Source organism: Gordonia sp. SMJS1 (assembly GCF_029866425.1).
Taxonomy (GTDB): domain Bacteria; phylum Actinomycetota; class Actinomycetes; order Mycobacteriales; family Mycobacteriaceae; genus Gordonia; species Gordonia hongkongensis.
Genome location: NZ_CP123381.1, coordinates 1,770,848 through 1,786,602 on the forward strand (window position 1 = coordinate 1,770,848; position 15,755 = coordinate 1,786,602).

A 15,755-nucleotide genomic window follows, 5' to 3' on the forward strand; every position below is an offset into this window, starting at 1 on the left:
GAGTGCTAGATGGCGCTGACCGAAGCCTCGGACACCCGCGACGACGGGGTTTTGCAGGGCCGTGAACGTGCAGATTCTTTCTCAGTACGAAAGTTGAGGACTCACATCGTGGCGAGCGTGAACATCAAGCCGCTTGAGGACAAGATCCTGGTGCAGGCCGTCGAGGCCGAGACGACCACCGCGTCGGGCCTGGTCATCCCGGACTCCGCCAAGGAGAAGCCGCAGGAAGGCACCGTCATCGCTGTCGGCGAGGGTCGGGTCACCGAGCAGGGCAACCGCGTCCCCGTGGACGTCAAGGAAGGTGACACCGTCATCTACAGCAAGTACGGCGGCACCGAGATCAAGTACGCCGGCGAGGAGTACCTGATCCTCTCGGCGCGCGACGTCCTCGCCGTCATCGGCAAGTAGGACCGGCACCGAACTCCGGCCGAGTTAGACCCCGCGAGCCTTCATCGCGTCTCACATCGCCCCGGCGCCCCGTGCAGGGGTACCGGGGCGATGTGCGTTACGCCGACAGGCTCCCGTTGCAGAAAGTGATTCATGGCCAAGCAGATTGAATTCAACGAAACCGCGCGCCGGGCGCTCGAGCGAGGCATCGACCAGCTCGCCGACACCGTGAAGGTCACCCTCGGCCCGCGCGGACGGCACGTGGTCCTCGCCAAGGCGTTCGGCGGACCGAGTGTCACCAACGACGGCGTCACCATCGCGCGCGACATCGAGCTCGACGATCCGTTCGAGAACCTCGGCGCGCAATTGGTGAAGTCCGTCGCCACCAAGACCAACGACGTGGCGGGCGACGGCACCACCACCGCGACCGTGCTGGCACAGGCGATGGTCAAGGCCGGCCTGCGCAACGTCGCCGCCGGGTCCAACCCGATCGCTCTCGGGCAGGGCATCAGCAAGGCTGCCGATGCGCTGAGCGAGGCCCTGCTCGCCGCTGCGACCCCCGTCGCCGGTGAACAGGCCATCGCCCAGATCGCCACCGTGTCCTCCCGCGACGAGGAGATCGGCGAGATGGTCGGCAAGGCGATGACCGCGGTCGGCGCCGATGGTGTCGTGACCGTCGAGGAGAGCTCGGGGCTGAGCACCGACCTCGAGATCACCGAGGGCGTCCAGTTCGACAAGGGCTTCCTCTCGCCCTACTTCGTCACCGATCTCGACAGCCAGGAAGCGGTTCTCGAGGACGCGCTGGTCCTGCTCTACCGCGACAAGATCAGCTCCCTGCCGGACTTCCTGCCGCTGCTGGAGAAGGTCGTCGAAGCAGGCAAGTCGCTGCTGATCATCGCCGAGGATGTCGAGGGCGAGCCGCTGTCGACCCTCGTCGTGAACTCGATCCGCAAGACGATCCGCGCCGTCGCCGTCAAGGCGCCGTTCTTCGGCGACCGCCGCAAGGCCTTCCTCGAAGACCTCGCGATCGTCACCGGCGGAACCGTCGTCTCCTCCGACATCGGCCTGAGCCTGCCGACGGTCGGTCTCGACGTGCTCGGCTCGGTCCGTCGCGTCGTCGTCACCAAGGACGCCACCACCCTCGTCGAGGGTGCCGGCACCAAGGACGCGATCGCGGACCGTTCGGCGCAGCTGCGACGGGAGATCGAGCAGTCCGACTCCGACTGGGACAAGGAGAAGCTCGCCGAGCGTCTGGCGAAGCTCTCCGGTGGTGTCGCGGTGATCCGCGTGGGTGCGGCCACCGAGACCGCGCTCAAGGAGCGCAAGCACCGCGTCGAGGACGCCGTCGCGGCGGCCAAGGCCGCCGTCGAGGAGGGGATCATCCCCGGTGGTGGCTCGGCCATCGTGCAGGCGTCGAAGAAGCTCGACGCCCTCGCCGAGTCCCTGACCGGTGACGAGGCCCTGGGTGTGCGGGTCGTCCGCGACTCCGCGCGGGCGCCGCTCTACTGGATCGCCGCGAACGCTGGACTCGACGGTGCGGTCGTGGTCGACAAGGTCGCCGGTGGGGCCGAGGGCTCGGGGTTCAACGCCGCGAGCCTGTCCTACGGCGACCTGGTCGCCGAAGGCATCATCGACCCGGTGAAGGTCACCCGGTCGGCGGTCGTCAACGCCGCGTCGGTGGCCCGCATGGTGCTGACGACCGAGACGGCGATCACCGATCAGCCGGCCGACGAACCGGCCGGTCACGCGGGACACGGGCACGCGCACTGACGTAACTCCGCGCAGTTCGACGAACACGAGAGCCGGGCATCCTCGCAGGGATGCCCGGCTCTCGCGGTCGTGGTCTGGTCGGGTTCGACGCCCCTGGCCTCAGCTGGCCATCCGGCGGCCGACGCCCCGCTTCATCAAGATGCTGCGCTCGGATTCGGACAGTCCGCCCCAGATGCCGTACGGCTCCGCCACCGCGAGTGCGTGCTCCCGGCATTGCGCGATGACCGGGCACTGGTGGCACATCTCTTTGGCGCGTCGCTCACGCTGCGCTCGGGCGCGGCCGCGTTCGCCGTCCGGATGGAAGAACATCGACGAGTCGACGCCGCGGCAGAGTCCTGACATCTGCCAGTCCCAGATGTCAGCGTTGGGGCCGGGGAGATGATTGGGCTGAGGCATGACAGCTACTCCTTGTCGTGGGCCGCACCGGGGTGCTTCGGTGGGAAACGTCGATTTCCTGCAACGCTGAACTCACATTAAGCGGGCCTGAGAAATTGCGTCAATAGCCCTGAAATGGGACCGGATTGCTGCGAAAGTCTCAGAAATGTTAACGGCGGGTTAGGTGATCGCGGTTGGATAGCACAGCGCGGATGCGTCGTTGCGGTGCCCCCTGATCCGGGGTGACCGACCCGGTGTGACCTGCAATGATGACTGCCGGGTCCAGGTGTCTGTCCAGTGCGTCGGACGTAGGGGTGTGGTGACGTCGATCGAACCGATTTACACGGCGGAAATCTTCCGATGATGCACCCGTGATCTGTCCAGAGAATTAACGTTGGGAATCGTTCGTTAAATTCATGCAAACCGAAAAAGATCGAGTGACCAAGAACACCTCCTCGACGCTCGACAAAGCCGTTGAGCTGCGTCGACACCCCTCGATGCGACCTTCGGTGGTCCCGCTGCTGCATGCGTGGGCCGCGGCGGTCTCCGCCGGCGGGGACGGGAACTACGCCCGCGCGCTCACCGAGCTCGCGTCCCTCGAACGGGTCGCCGGTGTGCGAGCGCGGGGATTCGCGCCCACCGACCCCCACCTCGCCGTGCTGTCTCTGTGTCAGAGCACGCGGGCCTCGCTGATCCGCCAGGCCGGGCGACACCACATCTCGCATGGGGTCGACGGTCGAGCCCTCCTCACCGTCGGCATCTCCGGCGCCCGGGCCGAGCCGGGTGCACCGGGCCCCGGGCCACGCGAGGTCTCGCTCATCCGAGCGGCGGTCGCGGACGGACTCGTCGGGCTCGCGGCCGACAATCTGGGTCTGCTGCGGTTCGATGCGTCCCGTCGGCTGCTCGACCGGGCGCGAACGGTCCTCGATCCCACGGACGAGCGGCCGGTCGGGGCGAACCCCGAACAGTGGTCCTGGCGGCCGGCGGACGCGGACTGGATGACGGCCACGCGCTGCCGCCTGCGCTGGGAATGGGTGAGCGCCGAACTCGGTCTGTACCGCGGTGACGTGGCGTCCGGGCTCGAACACGCCCGAGCGGGGGCACTGCTGGTGCGGGAGATGCACGACGCGGCGACTCCGGTCCCGGCCCGCCATCGAGTGAAGACCGCGTTGATCGCCGCGGCTGCCGCCGCGGGCGCGGGGGATCGGGGTGGCACCGCGAACGCGGCGCGGGACGTCGTCGCCGACGCTCGCGACGAGGCCCTCCTGCCCCTGGAGTGGGCGGCGATGAGCCTGCTGCTGGGCACCGGAGCCGCGTCCGGCGACGAGGCCGTTCACCACCGCCGGCTCCGCGCCACGCTGATCGGCAAGGGCATGGCGCTGATGCCGGACGGTTGATCGCTAAGGTGTGTTGGGGTCTGCCACGTCGTCGCCGCCGGAGACGTCGCCGGAACGCGCTCTCCAGCCGCGTGCCACGACGATCGCCACCGGCGGCGTCACCGTGCCGGGGCCCGGACCAGGACCGGCAATTAGACCGGTTGGCCGACTTGTAACACGGGGATTCCTACGCGCGATGAAGTTGACAGGTGGTGAGTTGAACGACGCCGTTCGGGCCGCGGGCCAAGGCGATCGGGCAGCTCTCACGTCAGTTCTCGAAAGCGTGCAGGAACCGATCCTGCGCTACTGCCGAGGACGCATCGGGGTAGGGGAACGGCATCTGTTCTCCGCCGACGACATCGCGCAGGAGGCATTGATGGCGGTGATGACCGCGTTACCACGGTACCGTGACCAGGGCAAACCGTTCATGGCCTTCGTCTACGGCATCGCCTCGCACAAGGTCGCCGACGCCATGCGGGTGGCGGCACGGGTGAAGTCGGACCCGGTCGAGGAGATCCCCGAGGTCTCACACGTCACCGGTGGCCCCGAGCAGTTCGCGATCGATGCCGACGGCAGCAGGCGGATGAGAGCCCTGCTGGGCATCCTCCCCGAGAAACAACGCGAGGTACTGGTCCTGCGGTTGATCGTCGGGATGTCGGCGGAGGAGACCGCGCAGGCGATCGGCAGCACCGCGGGAGCAGTACGAGTCGCCCAGCATCGAGCGCTGGCGAAATTGAAAGACGAGTTGAGACGGACAGGAGGTCACGATGAGCGGACAGTCTGATTGGCGTAGACGCCGTGTCGCCGGTGGTGACCAGCCGAATCGACCCGGTCAGCCGCCGGCGCACCGTCGCGCGCCCGGTTCGAGCGGCCCGGCGCCCGCCGGGCCCGGACCCCGCCCGGTTGACCCGTTCTCCTCGGACGCGGAGTCCGGACTCGACGCGTTCGATCTCTCCGCTTCCGATGACGCGCTCGATCTCTCCGAACTGAACTTCGACGAGAACTTCCTCGACGCGCTGACCCGCGATGTGCCGGTGCCGACCCGCGACGCGGCCGAGTATCAGCTGGCCGAGATGCTGTCGGGCTGGCGGTCGGAGATCGTGTCCACCCCCGAGCCCGAGCTGCTGTCCGTCGACGACGTCGAGCGGGCAATCGGGACCAGCGAGCGCGCGAGTCGCGGCCGCCGCATGGTCCGTCACCTGCGCGTCGTGTCGGGTGCCGCCGCGATCGTCATCGTTGCGGCTGCCGGCCTGACCGTGCTCTCCGAGGGCTCGCAACCCGGCGACCCGCTGTGGGGCATCAAACAGGTCGTGTTCGCCGAGGCCGCGTCGCAGACGCAGGCGGCCCACGACGTCCGGAACAACCTCGAGCGTGCCGAGGCCGCGATCGCCGCCGGTGATCCGGGTGCGGCGGCCAGCCTGCTGGCCGAGGCGCAGGAGCGCATGGGTCCGATGGACAACGAGATGCGTGACGAGATGACGGACTGGATGAACCGCATCCGCGCGGGTGCGGGTCTGCCGACCGAGACCACCGATCCCGCACCGTCGACCGGTGCGGAACAGCCCGGGACGATCGACCCGACCCGGCCCGATCTCCGGAACTCCGAGGACCAGCCCTCACCCGACGCGTCGACGCCTCCGGGCGGCGGGACGGATGAACCGACCACGCCGTCCGAGCAGACGAGCGACCCGCAGGAGCCGTCGTCGGTCCCGCCCTCGAGCGAGCCGGCAGAACCGTCGACGCCGTCGTCGAGCACGAAGGTCACCCGTTTCCCGGCCGAGTTCCCCGAGATCCCGTGGACGCCGCCGCCCGGCGTGGACGCCGGTCGGCCGATCGGCTGACGCGACCGCACCATCGCCGGCCCCAACGGTCGTTGGAGATCATGAGCGAGGCCCCGCACCGGATCGATCGGTGCGGGGCCTCGCTCATTGGTGGTGCCGGAGAGTCGGCGACAGTTACCGCCGCGTCCGTGGAGGATCAGCGCTCGTCGTCGAGATGACTACGGGCGTCGGCGTAACCGCGGCAGTAATCCCACGTGACGTAGGCGTCCGGACGGGGATCCACCGCGGGCTCGTGCGGCCGGACGGTGCCGTCGATGAGAAGCTGGATCAGGTTGGCGCGCAACATGTCCCAGTCGTGGTAGTGGTCCTCGCGGCAGTCCTCACACACGACGACCAGGCCGCGTACACCGCGATTGGCCAGTAGGGCCTCGTAGAGTGCGAGATCGGCGAGGTCTTCTTCGACCGCGAGCCGCTCGTTCTCGTCCAACGGGATACCCGGCTCCACGCTGTCCAATGCGGATGCGGGATCGCTGGGATCGTCGGCGAACGGATCCGGCGGGAGGCCGGGTGGCAGGTGGTCACGCACCACACCACCGTAGCCGATCCGCGGGTGCGCGCGCCGCAGGCGTTCACCGGTCGAGCGCACCTGTTGAGAGTGGGTCGGGCGACCTCATCGGCGCGAAGACTCCTGTGTGACGATCGCCGCAACAAGGGACTCGATACCATGGTCCGATGACTGCTGTTCGTACCGGTGGAGACGATCCCGGCAAGGTCGCGATGCTCGGCCTGACCTTCGACGACGTCCTGTTGCTGCCCTCGGCGTCGGACGTGATACCCAGCGAGGTCGACACCTCGTCGCGGGTGACCAAGAACGTGACGCTGCGTGTCCCGCTGGTGAGTTCGGCGATGGACACCGTGACCGAGTCCCGGATGGCGATCGCGATGGCGCGCGCCGGGGGTATGGGTGTCCTCCACCGCAATCTGTCGATCGAGGAGCAGGCCGGCCAGGTCGAGACCGTCAAGCGGTCCGAGGCGGGCATGGTCACCGATCCGGTGACGTGCACCCCCACGCACACGCTCGCCGAGGTGGACGCCATGTGCGCGCGCTACCGCATCTCCGGTCTGCCCGTTGTCGACGACAAGGGTGAGCTCGTCGGCATCATCACCAACCGCGACATGCGGTTCGAGGTCGACCAGAGCCGTCCGGTCGCCGAGGTGATGACCAAGGCCCCGCTCATCACCGCCCAGGAGGGCGTCTCCGCAGAGGCCGCACTGGGACTGCTCCGCCGGCACAAGATCGAGAAGCTGCCGATCGTCGACGGCAACGGTCGCCTGACCGGACTCATCACCGTCAAGGACTTCGTCAAGACCGAACAGCATCCGCTGGCGACCAAGGACTCCGACGGACGGTTGCTCGTCGGGGCGGCCGTCGGCACCGGTGACCCGCAGTGGGACCGGGCGATGGCGTTGGCCGACGCCGGGGCCGACGTGATCATCGTCGACACCGCCCACGCGCACAACCGGCTCGTGCTCGACATGGTGGCCAAGTTGAAGGCCGAGGTCGGCGATCGGGTGGACGTGGTCGGCGGCAACGTCGCGACCCGCGAGGCCGCGCAGGCCCTCGTCGACGCCGGCGCCGATGCGGTGAAGGTCGGCGTCGGACCGGGCTCGATCTGCACCACCCGCGTCGTGGCGGGTGTCGGTGCCCCGCAGATCACCGCCATCCTCGAAGCCGTGGCGGTCTGTCAGAAGGCGGGAGTGCCCGTGATCGCCGACGGTGGTCTGCAGTACTCCGGCGACATCGCCAAGGCCCTCGCGGCGGGGGCGTCGACCGCGATGCTCGGTTCGCTCCTCGCCGGCACCGCCGAGGCCCCCGGCGAGCTGGTCCTGGTCAACGGCAAGCAGTTCAAGAGCTACCGCGGCATGGGTTCGCTGGGTGCGATGCAGGGTCGCGGACAGGCGAAGTCGTACTCCAAGGACCGCTACTTCCAGGACGACGTCCTCAAAGAGGAGAAGCTGGTTCCCGAGGGCATCGAGGGACGGGTGCCGTTCCGCGGTCCGCTGTCGCAGGTGATACATCAGCTCGTCGGCGGCCTTCGTGCCGCGATGGGCTACACCGGCGCGTCGACGATCCCGGATCTGCAGACCGCGCGGTTCGTCCAGATCACCGCGGCCGGCCTGAAGGAATCCCACCCGCACGACATCACGCTGACCGCAGAGGCACCCAACTACTATTCCCGCTGAACTCCCCGAGGTCGTTCCCGCCGGACTCGTCCGGGGGGCCAGGCCGTAGGGTCGTTGTGCAGCTGAACTCCGCAGAAAGGCGCAGTGGTGCGTGACCTCGTCGAAATCGGCATGGGCCGGACAGCCCGACGGACCTACGAGCTGGGGGACATCAGCATCGTCCCGTCCCGTCGGACCCGTTCGTCCAAGGACGTCTCCACCGCATGGCAGATCGATGCCTACCGGTTCTCCTCGCCGATCCTGAGCCACCCGACGGATGCCCTGGTGTCGCCGTCGGTCGCGATCGAACTGGGCAAGCTCGGCGCGCTCGGCGTCCTGAACGGTGAGGGGCTGTGGGCCCGTCACCGCGACGTCGAGGCGAAGATCGCCGAACTCGTCGCCATCGCGGCGGAGGACCCGGATCCCTATGCGGCGGTTCGACACCTGCAGCAACTCCACTCGGCCCCGCTCGACAGCGGGTTGCTCGGCGAGGCCGTGGCCCAGGTCCGCGACGCGGGGGTCACCACGGCCGTCCGCGTCAGCCCGCAGCACGCACCCGAGCTGACCCCGGCGCTGCTGGCCGCCGGGGTGGAGATCCTGGTGGTGCACGGCACGATCATCTCGGCGGAGCACGTGGCGCAGGTCGATGCCGACGGCACGCAGCGGGAACCGCTGAACCTGAAGACCTTCATCGCCGATCTCGACGTACCGGTCATCGCGGGCGGCGTGCACGACCACCGCACCGCGCTGCACCTGATGCGGACGGGTGCCGCGGGCGTGATCGTCGGCTACGGTTCCGCCGCGGGAGCCACCACGACGGGCGAGGTGCTCGGCATCGGTGTGCCGATGGCCACCGCCATCGCCGACGCCGCCGCCGCGCGTCGCGACTACCTGGACGAGACCGGCGGTCGCTACGTCCACGTCATCGCCGACGGCGACATCCACAGCTCGGGCGACATCGTCAAGGCGATCGCCTGTGGAGCCGACGCCGCGGTCCTCGGAACCTCGCTCGCCGCAACGAGTTCCGCGCCCGGCAACGGATGGTACTGGCCGTCGGCCGCTGCTCACCCCGACACCCCGCGCGGCGCCCTCCTGCAGGTCGCCGCGGGTGAAGACCGACCGAGTCTCGAGCGGGTTCTCTACGGCCCCTCCGACGACCCGTACGGCGAACTGAATGTCGTCGGCGCACTGCGTCGGGCCATGGCGAAGGCCGGTTACTGCGACCTCAAGGAATTCCAGCGCGTGGGGTTGTCCGTCCGCGGCTGATAGTTAGGGTGACCTGGGTCTCTTTATGTGACAATGCGCGTTAGTATGTTCGGCATGGGATTCGACAAGTCGACCGAACACGCCACCGACTTCGACGTTCTGATCGTCGGCTCCGGGTTCGGCGGCAGCGTGAGTGCGTTGCGGCTGGTGGAGAAGGGGTACCGCGTCGGCGTGGTCGAGGCCGGGCGCCGGTTCGAGGACGAGGACTTCGCCAAGACCAGCTGGCGCCTCAACCGGTGGTTGTGGGCACCGAAGCTGGGCCTGTACGGCATCCAGCGCATCCACGCCCTGAAAGACGTGATGATCCTCGCCGGGGCGGGCGTCGGCGGCGGCTCGCTCAACTACGCCAACACGCTCTACAAGCCCCCGACGCCGTTCTTCACCGATCCCCAGTGGAATCACATCACCGACTGGGAGGACGAGCTCAGCCCGTACTACGACCAGGCCCGGCGGATGCTCGGCGTGGTCACCAACCCGACGGTCACCGCGTCCGACCGCGTGGTCGCCGAAGTCGCCGCCGAGATGGGTGTCGGGGACACGGTGACCCCGACGCCGGTCGGTGTGTTCTTCGGTGCGAAGACGGGTCTGTCCGGGGCGCCCGGCGAGACCGTCGCCGACCCGTACTTCGGCGGTGCGGGTCCGGACCGGACCGCCTGCACCGAGTGCGGCGCGTGCATGACCGGGTGCCGGGTGGGTGCCAAGAACACCCTGCTGAAGAACTATCTCGGCCTCGCGGAACGCCACGGCGCCACCATCATCGACCGGACCACGGTGGACTCGCTCCGGCAGCGCGCCGACGATGTCTGGGAGGTGGGCACGCATCACTCGTCGTCGTGGGGTCCGCTCGGACGCCGTCGACGCACGATCACGGCGGGTCAGGTCATCCTGGCGGCCGGCACGTTCAACACCCAACGACTGCTGCACCACGCGAAACTCGGTACGCTGCCGCAGATCTCGGACGCGATGGGTCGGCTCACGCGCACCAACTCGGAGTCGATACTGGGTGCGATGGGGTCGCGGATCGATCCGGAGAACGACTACTCGCGCGGCGTCGCGATCACTTCGTCGTTCTATCCCGAGCCGAACACGCACATCGAACCGGTGCGATACGGCAAGGGCTGCAACGCGATCGCGTACCTGCAGACCCTGCTCACCGACGGCGGGTCCCGGCGCAATCGGTTCGGGCAGTTCCTGCGTCAGGTCGCCCGCAACCCGTTCCTGCTGGTGCGGTTGCTCGTGGTGCGACAGTGGAGCGAGCGGACCGTGATCGCCCTGGTCATGCAGAACAACAACAACTCGCTGACCACCTTCGTCCGCAAGCGCGGACCGGTGCGGTACGTCACCAGCAAGCAGGGCCACGGCGAGCCGAACCCGACGTGGATTCCGAAGGGCAACGAGGCAACTCGCCGGATCGCGGCGAAACTCGACGGCGGCGTCGCCGGCGGGACCTGGGGCGACATCGTCAACATGCCGCTGACCGCGCACTATCTCGGCGGCTGCGCGATCTCCGACGACCCGGACAACGGCGTCATCGATCCCTACCAGCGCGTGTGGAACTACCCGACGTTGCACATCGCCGACGGCGCGTCGGTGTCGGCGAACCTCGGCGTCAATCCGTCGCTGACGATCTGCGCGCAGGCGGAACGCGCGGCGGCACTGTGGCCGAACAAGGGCGAACAGGACCGGCGTCCTGCGCAGGGCGACCCGTACCGCCGCATCGAGCCGACGACGCCGGCGTCCCCGGTGGTGCCGGCCGACGCACCCGGCGCCCTGCGGCTGCCGATCACCCCGGTCGTCCCCGCCACTCCACTCACGGCACAACGCATCTCGTAGCGCCGGTGCGCCGTCACGCGCACTGTGACCACGAAATCCCGGTCGGAGGCGTCGGCGGGTAGTGTCGTCGTCCAGTGCCGAACGGGGGGAGACGCATGTCGGGTACAGAGCCGCTGACCGTGGTGTTGGCGGGCGGAAGTGGCTCGCTGGGAACGCATCTGGCGACCGATCTCGCCGAGCGTGGATACCATCCGGTCATCCTGACGCGGCGGGTCGATCCGTCGTCGCCGTTCGAGCAGGTGGTCTGGGACGGCAGGACCCAGGGCGACTGGGTCGAGACGCTGGCCGCAGATCGTCCGACGGCGGTGGTCAACCTCGCGGGCAAACTCGTGGATTGCCGCCCCACGGACGCCAACATCGCCGCACTGCGGAACAGTCGGGTCGACGCGACGCGAGCACTCGTCACCGCATCGCGCGAACGCACGACGCCGATCTCGTACTGGCTGCAGTCCAGCACGACCGCGATCTGGAGCGACGCGGGTGAACTGTGGTGCACCGAATCGACGCCGATCCCGGTGGGCCTCCCGCAGATGACCGGTGTGGCGCAGCCCTGGGAGGAGGCGGTGGACGGCGCGAACACCGACCATCTGACCGTGCTGCGCACCTCGATCGTGCTCGATGCGGATTCGCCGGCCATCCGACGCCTCGTGGGCCTGACCAGGTTCGGACTCGGCGGGCGGGTCGGCGACGGCCGGCAATGGTTCAGCTGGATTCACATCGACGACTGGCTCGCGATCGCCCGCGCGGCGCTGCGGGTCGACGGCGCGGTGTCGCTGCCCGACGGTGTCGTCGTGGCGGCCAGTCCGAATCCGGTGCGCAACTCCGAACTCATGGCGATGCTGCGCGCGGAGATCGGACGGCCGCCCGCGCCGCCGACGCCCGCGTGGTTGCTGAAGCTCGGTGCGGTGGTGCTGCGCACGGACCCGGCCCTCGGACTCACGGGGCGCCGCGCGCGGTCTGATGTACTGGCCGACGCCGGTTTCGAATTCCGCTTCCCACGGCTCGAGGACGCACTCTCCGATCTGCTCTGAGAGGTCGCCTCAGTCCAGTCCGCGCGCGGTGAGGGTGTCGGCGAAACCGTCGGCGGTGCGCAGGGCGGCGAGGACAACCGGCGCGACGAGGATGCGTGGACCGGGCCGGAGCCCGCGAGCCTTGCGTGCCTCGTCGACCTCCCGCACCACCTCGACCATCAGCGGGATCGCCCGAATGGTCAGCGCCAGCGCGAGGGCGATGAGGTCCACGCGCACCCCGAGCCGTCTCAGGGGGCCGAGCGCACGGACGATCGTGTCGAGCATGTCCGTCGTGCGGGTGGTCAGCGAGACGGCCGCGGCGAGTGCGACCGACAGCGCGAGGACGCCGCAGACGATTACCGCCCGCCGCCAGTCGGTGAAGACGACCTGGAACGCGAAGATGAACAGCAGCAACCACATCAGTGGCCGCAGCTGCCGCCACGCCTCGCGCGGCCCGATCCCCGCCAGCGCGTAGACGACCGCGACCCCGGCCGTCGCGATGCCGAGGGCGGTGAGCGACCGGACCGTCAGCGACAGCACCAGGATCACCACGCCCATCGCGACGAACTTGACGCCTGCGGGCAGTCGGTGCAGCAGCGTGTTGCCGGGACGGTAGACGCCGAGGACGTTCACGACATCATCCCGCGGTAGGCGGCCAGCGCAGGCCGAGGTTCGTCGTCGACGACGACCCGCCCCTCGTCGATGACGATGACGCGGTCGAAGTCGGCCAGGATGTCGAGATCGTGGCTGACGACGACGAGTTGCTCGTCGAGGGTCGCGAACACGTCGGTGAGCATGCGGGTGTTGCGCAGGTCGAGCAGGGTGGTGGGTTCGTCGGCGACGATGATCGCGGGGTCGGTCACGAACACCGACGCCAGGGCGAGGAGCTGCTTCTGCCCGCCGGAGAGCCGCTGGGCCGGATGGTCCGCGTGGTCGGCGAGGCCGAATCGGGCGAGCACCTCGCCGGCACGCTCGGCGCGCGCGGACTTGTCGAGATCGGTTCGACGAAGCGACAGTTCGATGTCCTCGCGGACCGTCGGCATGATGATTTGACGGTCGGGGTCGGAGAAGATGAAGCCCACCCGGCGTCGGACCTCACGCTTGTTCTTCGCGACCGATAGCCCGTCGACGATGACGGTCCCGGAGTCGGGCACGACGAGCGCGTTGATCATCCGCGCCAGCGTCGACTTGCCGCTGCCGTTGGCGCCGACGATCCCGATCCGGTTCTCCGACAACGTCAGTGAGACCTCGCGCAGGACGACCCGGTCGCCGTAGGCGTGGGTGACATCGGTGAATTCGATCATCGCCGCTGGGGTGGGGCGGCTTCTCAGCCGGCCACGGTGCCGGATCGGCGCGCGCGCAACGGTTCGATGAGGCCCGGCCGGCCGCGGTGGACCTGGGCCGCGACCAGGGCCGCGATGACGCACTTGGCGATGTCGCCGGGGATGAACGAACCGTTGGTCGCGATGGCCGCCCACAGTGTCAGGTCGGTCCGCACCAGCAGGCCGAGCACCCCGCAGGCGTAGAGGACGACGATGCCGCCGAGCGCGTTGATGCCGATGCCCCACAGCACGCGATATTTCCCGGAGCCCGTCTTCCCGCCGGTCGAGACCATGAGTGCGGTCAGCACCCCGATGACGATGACCGCCGGGAGGAACCCGATGAAGTATCCGGCCGTCGGGGAGGACAGCGCGGTGAGGCCGTTGCGTCCGCCCGAGAGGATCGGGAGTCCGGCGATCGCCAGCACCATGAAGATGACCACGGCCAGCGTGCCCTTCCGCGGGCCGAGGACCGCCCCGGCGAGGATGACCCCGAGCGACTGGAACGTGATCGGCACACCGCTGGTGCCGATGTTGATGGTCCCGGGCAGGCCGAGCGCGGCGATCAGCGCGGCGAACACGGCGGCCTGGGTGAGGTCGCCGATGCTCAGCGACCAGCGGTTGGGGGATTTCGGCGATGCAGTCATGTCGATTCCGGAGTATTTCACGCGGCGGCGGCGCAGCCGCACCCACCGGGCGGGGTGACCAGGTATCGACGCCGGTCCGCCCACTAGACTCGGCCCGGTGACAGACACTTCTTCTGCGAACTCGTCCTCTCCCGAGGATTTCCTCGAGGGCCCGCGGCCGGTGCTCGTCGTCGACTTCGGCGCGCAGTACGCGCAGCTGATCGCGCGTCGGGTGCGGGAAGCGCGGATCTACTCGGAGGTGATCTCGCACGAGGCGCCGATCGCGGAGATCCAGGAGAAGGATCCGGTCGCGATCATCCTGTCGGGCGGACCGTCGTCGGTGTACGCGGAGGACGCGCCGGACCTCGATCCCGCCCTCTTCGACCTCGACGTCCCGGTCTTCGGCATCTGCTACGGCTTCCAGGCGATGGCGGACAAGCTGGGCGGCGAGGTGGCCAACACCGGCGGGCGCGAGTTCGGCCGGACGACGTTCACGACCAACGGCGAAGGCGTTCTCCACCAAGGTCTCTCGGACACCCAGCCGGTCTGGATGAGCCACAACGACGCCGTCCAGTCCCCGCCGGAGGGGTTCACCGTCACCGGGTCGACGCCCGGCGCGCCGGTCGCATCCTTCGAGAACCTGAAGCGCCGGATGGCCGGTGTGCAGTACCACCCCGAGGTGCTGCACACACCGCACGGCCAGCAGATCCTCACCCGTTTCCTGTACGAGATCGCCGGTCTCGAGGCCACCTGGACGGCGGCCAACATCGCCGACGCGCTGATCGACGCGGTCGCCGACCAGATCGGTGACGGGCGGGCCATCTGCGGGCTCTCCGGCGGCGTGGATTCCGCGGTGGCCGCCGCGCTGGTGCAGCGCGCCATCGGCGATCGTCTGACCTGTGTCTTCGTCGACCACGGTCTTCTGCGCGCCGGAGAACGCGAACAGGTACAGCACGATTTCGTCGGGGCGACCGGGGCGAAGCTGGTGACGGTCGACGCCGCCGACACCTTCTTGCGTGAGCTGTCCGGCGTCAGCGACCCCGAGACCAAGCGCAAGATCATCGGCCGCGAGTTCATCCGGTCGTTCGAGGGTGCGGTCAGCGAGGTCCTCGGCGAGGAGGCCGAGGCGGGGGAGAAGGTCGACTTCCTCGTCCAGGGCACGTTGTACCCCGACGTCGTCGAGTCCGGCGGCGGCAGCGGCACCGCGAACATCAAAAGTCATCACAACGTCGGCGGTCTGCCCGACGACCTCGAGTTCAGTCTCGTGGAACCGCTGCGTCTGCTGTTCAAGGACGAGGTGCGTGCGGTCGGCCGCGAACTGGGGCTGCCCGAGGAGATCGTCGCCCGCCAGCCGTTCCCCGGGCCCGGCCTGGCGATCCGCATCGTCGGCGAGGTGACCGGCGACCGACTGGAGACGCTGCGCAAGGCCGACCTGATCGCGCGCGAGGAACTGACCGCCGCCGGCCTCGACTCGCAGATCTGGCAGTGTCCGGTCGTGTTGCTGGCCGACGTGCGCAGTGTGGGCGTGCAGGGAGACGGCCGCACCTACGGCCACCCGATCGTGCTGCGCCCGGTGTCGAGCGAGGACGCGATGACCGCGGACTGGACGCGTGTGCCCTACGAGGTCCTCGAGATCATCTCCACCCGCATCACCAACGAGGTCGCCGAGGTCAACCGGGTGGTGCTCGACGTGACGAGCAAGCCGCCGGGCACCATCGAGTGGGAATGAGCTGACGAGAGCGGCCGGTGGCGTCTGCCACCGGCCGCTCTCGTCTGCGCGTGCCGGGTC

The 15,755-nt window shown here is 68.9% G+C and carries 15 protein-coding genes; 10 read left to right on the top strand and 5 right to left on the bottom strand.

Features of this window, described 5'->3' with window-relative positions; genetic code table 11:
* Window positions 1–108 precede the first annotated feature (108 nt).
* Window positions 109–408 carry a co-chaperone GroES gene (groES, locus tag QAD21_RS08110; protein ID WP_004019185.1) on the top strand — a complete coding sequence of 100 codons (300 nt, stop codon included), beginning with the start codon at window positions 109–111 and terminating at the stop codon, window positions 406–408.
* Window positions 409–540: 132 nt separating this feature from the next.
* Window positions 541–2,157: a chaperonin GroEL gene (gene groL / locus QAD21_RS08115; protein ID WP_058250696.1), complete on the top strand. Its 1,617-nt coding sequence runs from the start codon at window positions 541–543 to the stop codon at window positions 2,155–2,157.
* Between the two features lie 99 nt (window positions 2,158–2,256).
* Here groL and QAD21_RS08120 read toward each other — a convergent pair whose 3' ends face one another.
* Complete coding sequence (locus QAD21_RS08120) at window positions 2,257–2,553, bottom strand: WhiB family transcriptional regulator (RefSeq protein ID WP_010841865.1); 297 nt, start codon at window positions 2,551–2,553, stop codon at window positions 2,257–2,259.
* Between the two features lie 416 nt (window positions 2,554–2,969).
* On the opposite strand from QAD21_RS08120, the gene QAD21_RS08125 reads away from it, so the two are divergent.
* The 3 genes from QAD21_RS08125 to QAD21_RS08135 all read left to right on the top strand — a co-directional run bounded on the left by QAD21_RS08125 (window position 2,970) and on the right by QAD21_RS08135 (window position 5,749).
* Complete coding sequence (locus tag QAD21_RS08125) at window positions 2,970–3,929, top strand: hypothetical protein (RefSeq protein WP_058250695.1); 960 nt, start codon at window positions 2,970–2,972, stop codon at window positions 3,927–3,929.
* Between the two features lie 175 nt (window positions 3,930–4,104).
* Window positions 4,105–4,692, top strand: coding sequence for a sigma-70 family RNA polymerase sigma factor (locus tag QAD21_RS08130; protein WP_010841867.1), 588 nt, complete (start codon window positions 4,105–4,107; stop codon window positions 4,690–4,692).
* On the top strand, window positions 4,676–5,749 hold the full coding sequence (locus QAD21_RS08135; RefSeq protein ID WP_068971738.1) for an anti-sigma-D factor RsdA: 1,074 nt from the start codon (window positions 4,676–4,678) through the stop codon (window positions 5,747–5,749). The genes QAD21_RS08130 and QAD21_RS08135 overlap by 17 nt, the downstream gene beginning before the upstream one ends.
* Before the next feature lie 136 nt (window positions 5,750–5,885).
* Here QAD21_RS08135 and QAD21_RS08140 read toward each other — a convergent pair whose 3' ends face one another.
* Window positions 5,886–6,275 (bottom strand): DUF5319 domain-containing protein, encoded by a 390-nt coding sequence (locus QAD21_RS08140; RefSeq protein WP_058250883.1) that lies wholly within the window; start codon window positions 6,273–6,275, stop codon window positions 5,886–5,888.
* Window positions 6,276–6,421: 146 nt separating this feature from the next.
* Here QAD21_RS08140 and guaB point away from each other — a divergent pair, with 146 nt between their 5' ends.
* From guaB to QAD21_RS08160, 4 genes are all read left to right on the top strand, one after another.
* Complete coding sequence (guaB, locus tag QAD21_RS08145) at window positions 6,422–7,933, top strand: IMP dehydrogenase (RefSeq protein ID WP_058250693.1); 1,512 nt, start codon at window positions 6,422–6,424, stop codon at window positions 7,931–7,933.
* 87 nt (window positions 7,934–8,020) lie between these two features.
* Window positions 8,021–9,178, top strand: coding sequence for a GuaB3 family IMP dehydrogenase-related protein (locus QAD21_RS08150; protein WP_058250882.1), 1,158 nt, complete (start codon window positions 8,021–8,023; stop codon window positions 9,176–9,178).
* A gap of 54 nt (window positions 9,179–9,232) precedes the next feature.
* Window positions 9,233–11,011 carry a GMC family oxidoreductase gene (locus QAD21_RS08155; RefSeq protein WP_280361168.1) on the top strand — a complete coding sequence of 593 codons (1,779 nt, stop codon included), beginning with the start codon at window positions 9,233–9,235 and terminating at the stop codon, window positions 11,009–11,011.
* A 95-nt stretch (window positions 11,012–11,106) separates the two neighbouring features.
* Window positions 11,107–12,042, top strand: a complete 936-nt coding sequence (locus QAD21_RS08160; protein ID WP_058250691.1) for a DUF1731 domain-containing protein — start codon at window positions 11,107–11,109, stop codon at window positions 12,040–12,042.
* Window positions 12,043–12,051: 9 nt separating this feature from the next.
* Here the strand turns inward: QAD21_RS08160 and QAD21_RS08165 are convergent, their stop codons facing one another.
* Genes QAD21_RS08165 through QAD21_RS08175 form a run of 3 tightly spaced genes read right to left on the bottom strand, consistent with a single transcriptional unit; the run spans window position 12,052 to window position 13,987 of the window.
* On the bottom strand, window positions 12,052–12,654 hold the full coding sequence (locus QAD21_RS08165) for an energy-coupling factor transporter transmembrane protein EcfT (RefSeq protein ID WP_058250690.1): 603 nt from the start codon (window positions 12,652–12,654) through the stop codon (window positions 12,052–12,054).
* Window positions 12,651–13,325: an ABC transporter ATP-binding protein gene (locus tag QAD21_RS08170; protein ID WP_058250689.1), complete on the bottom strand. Its 675-nt coding sequence runs from the start codon at window positions 13,323–13,325 to the stop codon at window positions 12,651–12,653. Before QAD21_RS08170 ends, QAD21_RS08165 begins: the two co-directional genes overlap by 4 nt.
* 23 nt (window positions 13,326–13,348) lie before the next feature.
* A complete protein-coding gene (locus QAD21_RS08175; protein WP_058250881.1) occupies window positions 13,349–13,987 on the bottom strand; it encodes a biotin transporter BioY in 639 nt (212 codons plus the stop codon).
* A 160-nt stretch (window positions 13,988–14,147) separates the two neighbouring features.
* On the opposite strand from QAD21_RS08175, the gene guaA reads away from it, so the two are divergent.
* Window positions 14,148–15,695: a glutamine-hydrolyzing GMP synthase gene (guaA, locus tag QAD21_RS08180; RefSeq protein ID WP_058250688.1), complete on the top strand. Its 1,548-nt coding sequence runs from the start codon at window positions 14,148–14,150 to the stop codon at window positions 15,693–15,695.
* The last annotated feature ends 60 nt before the right edge of the window (window positions 15,696–15,755 follow it).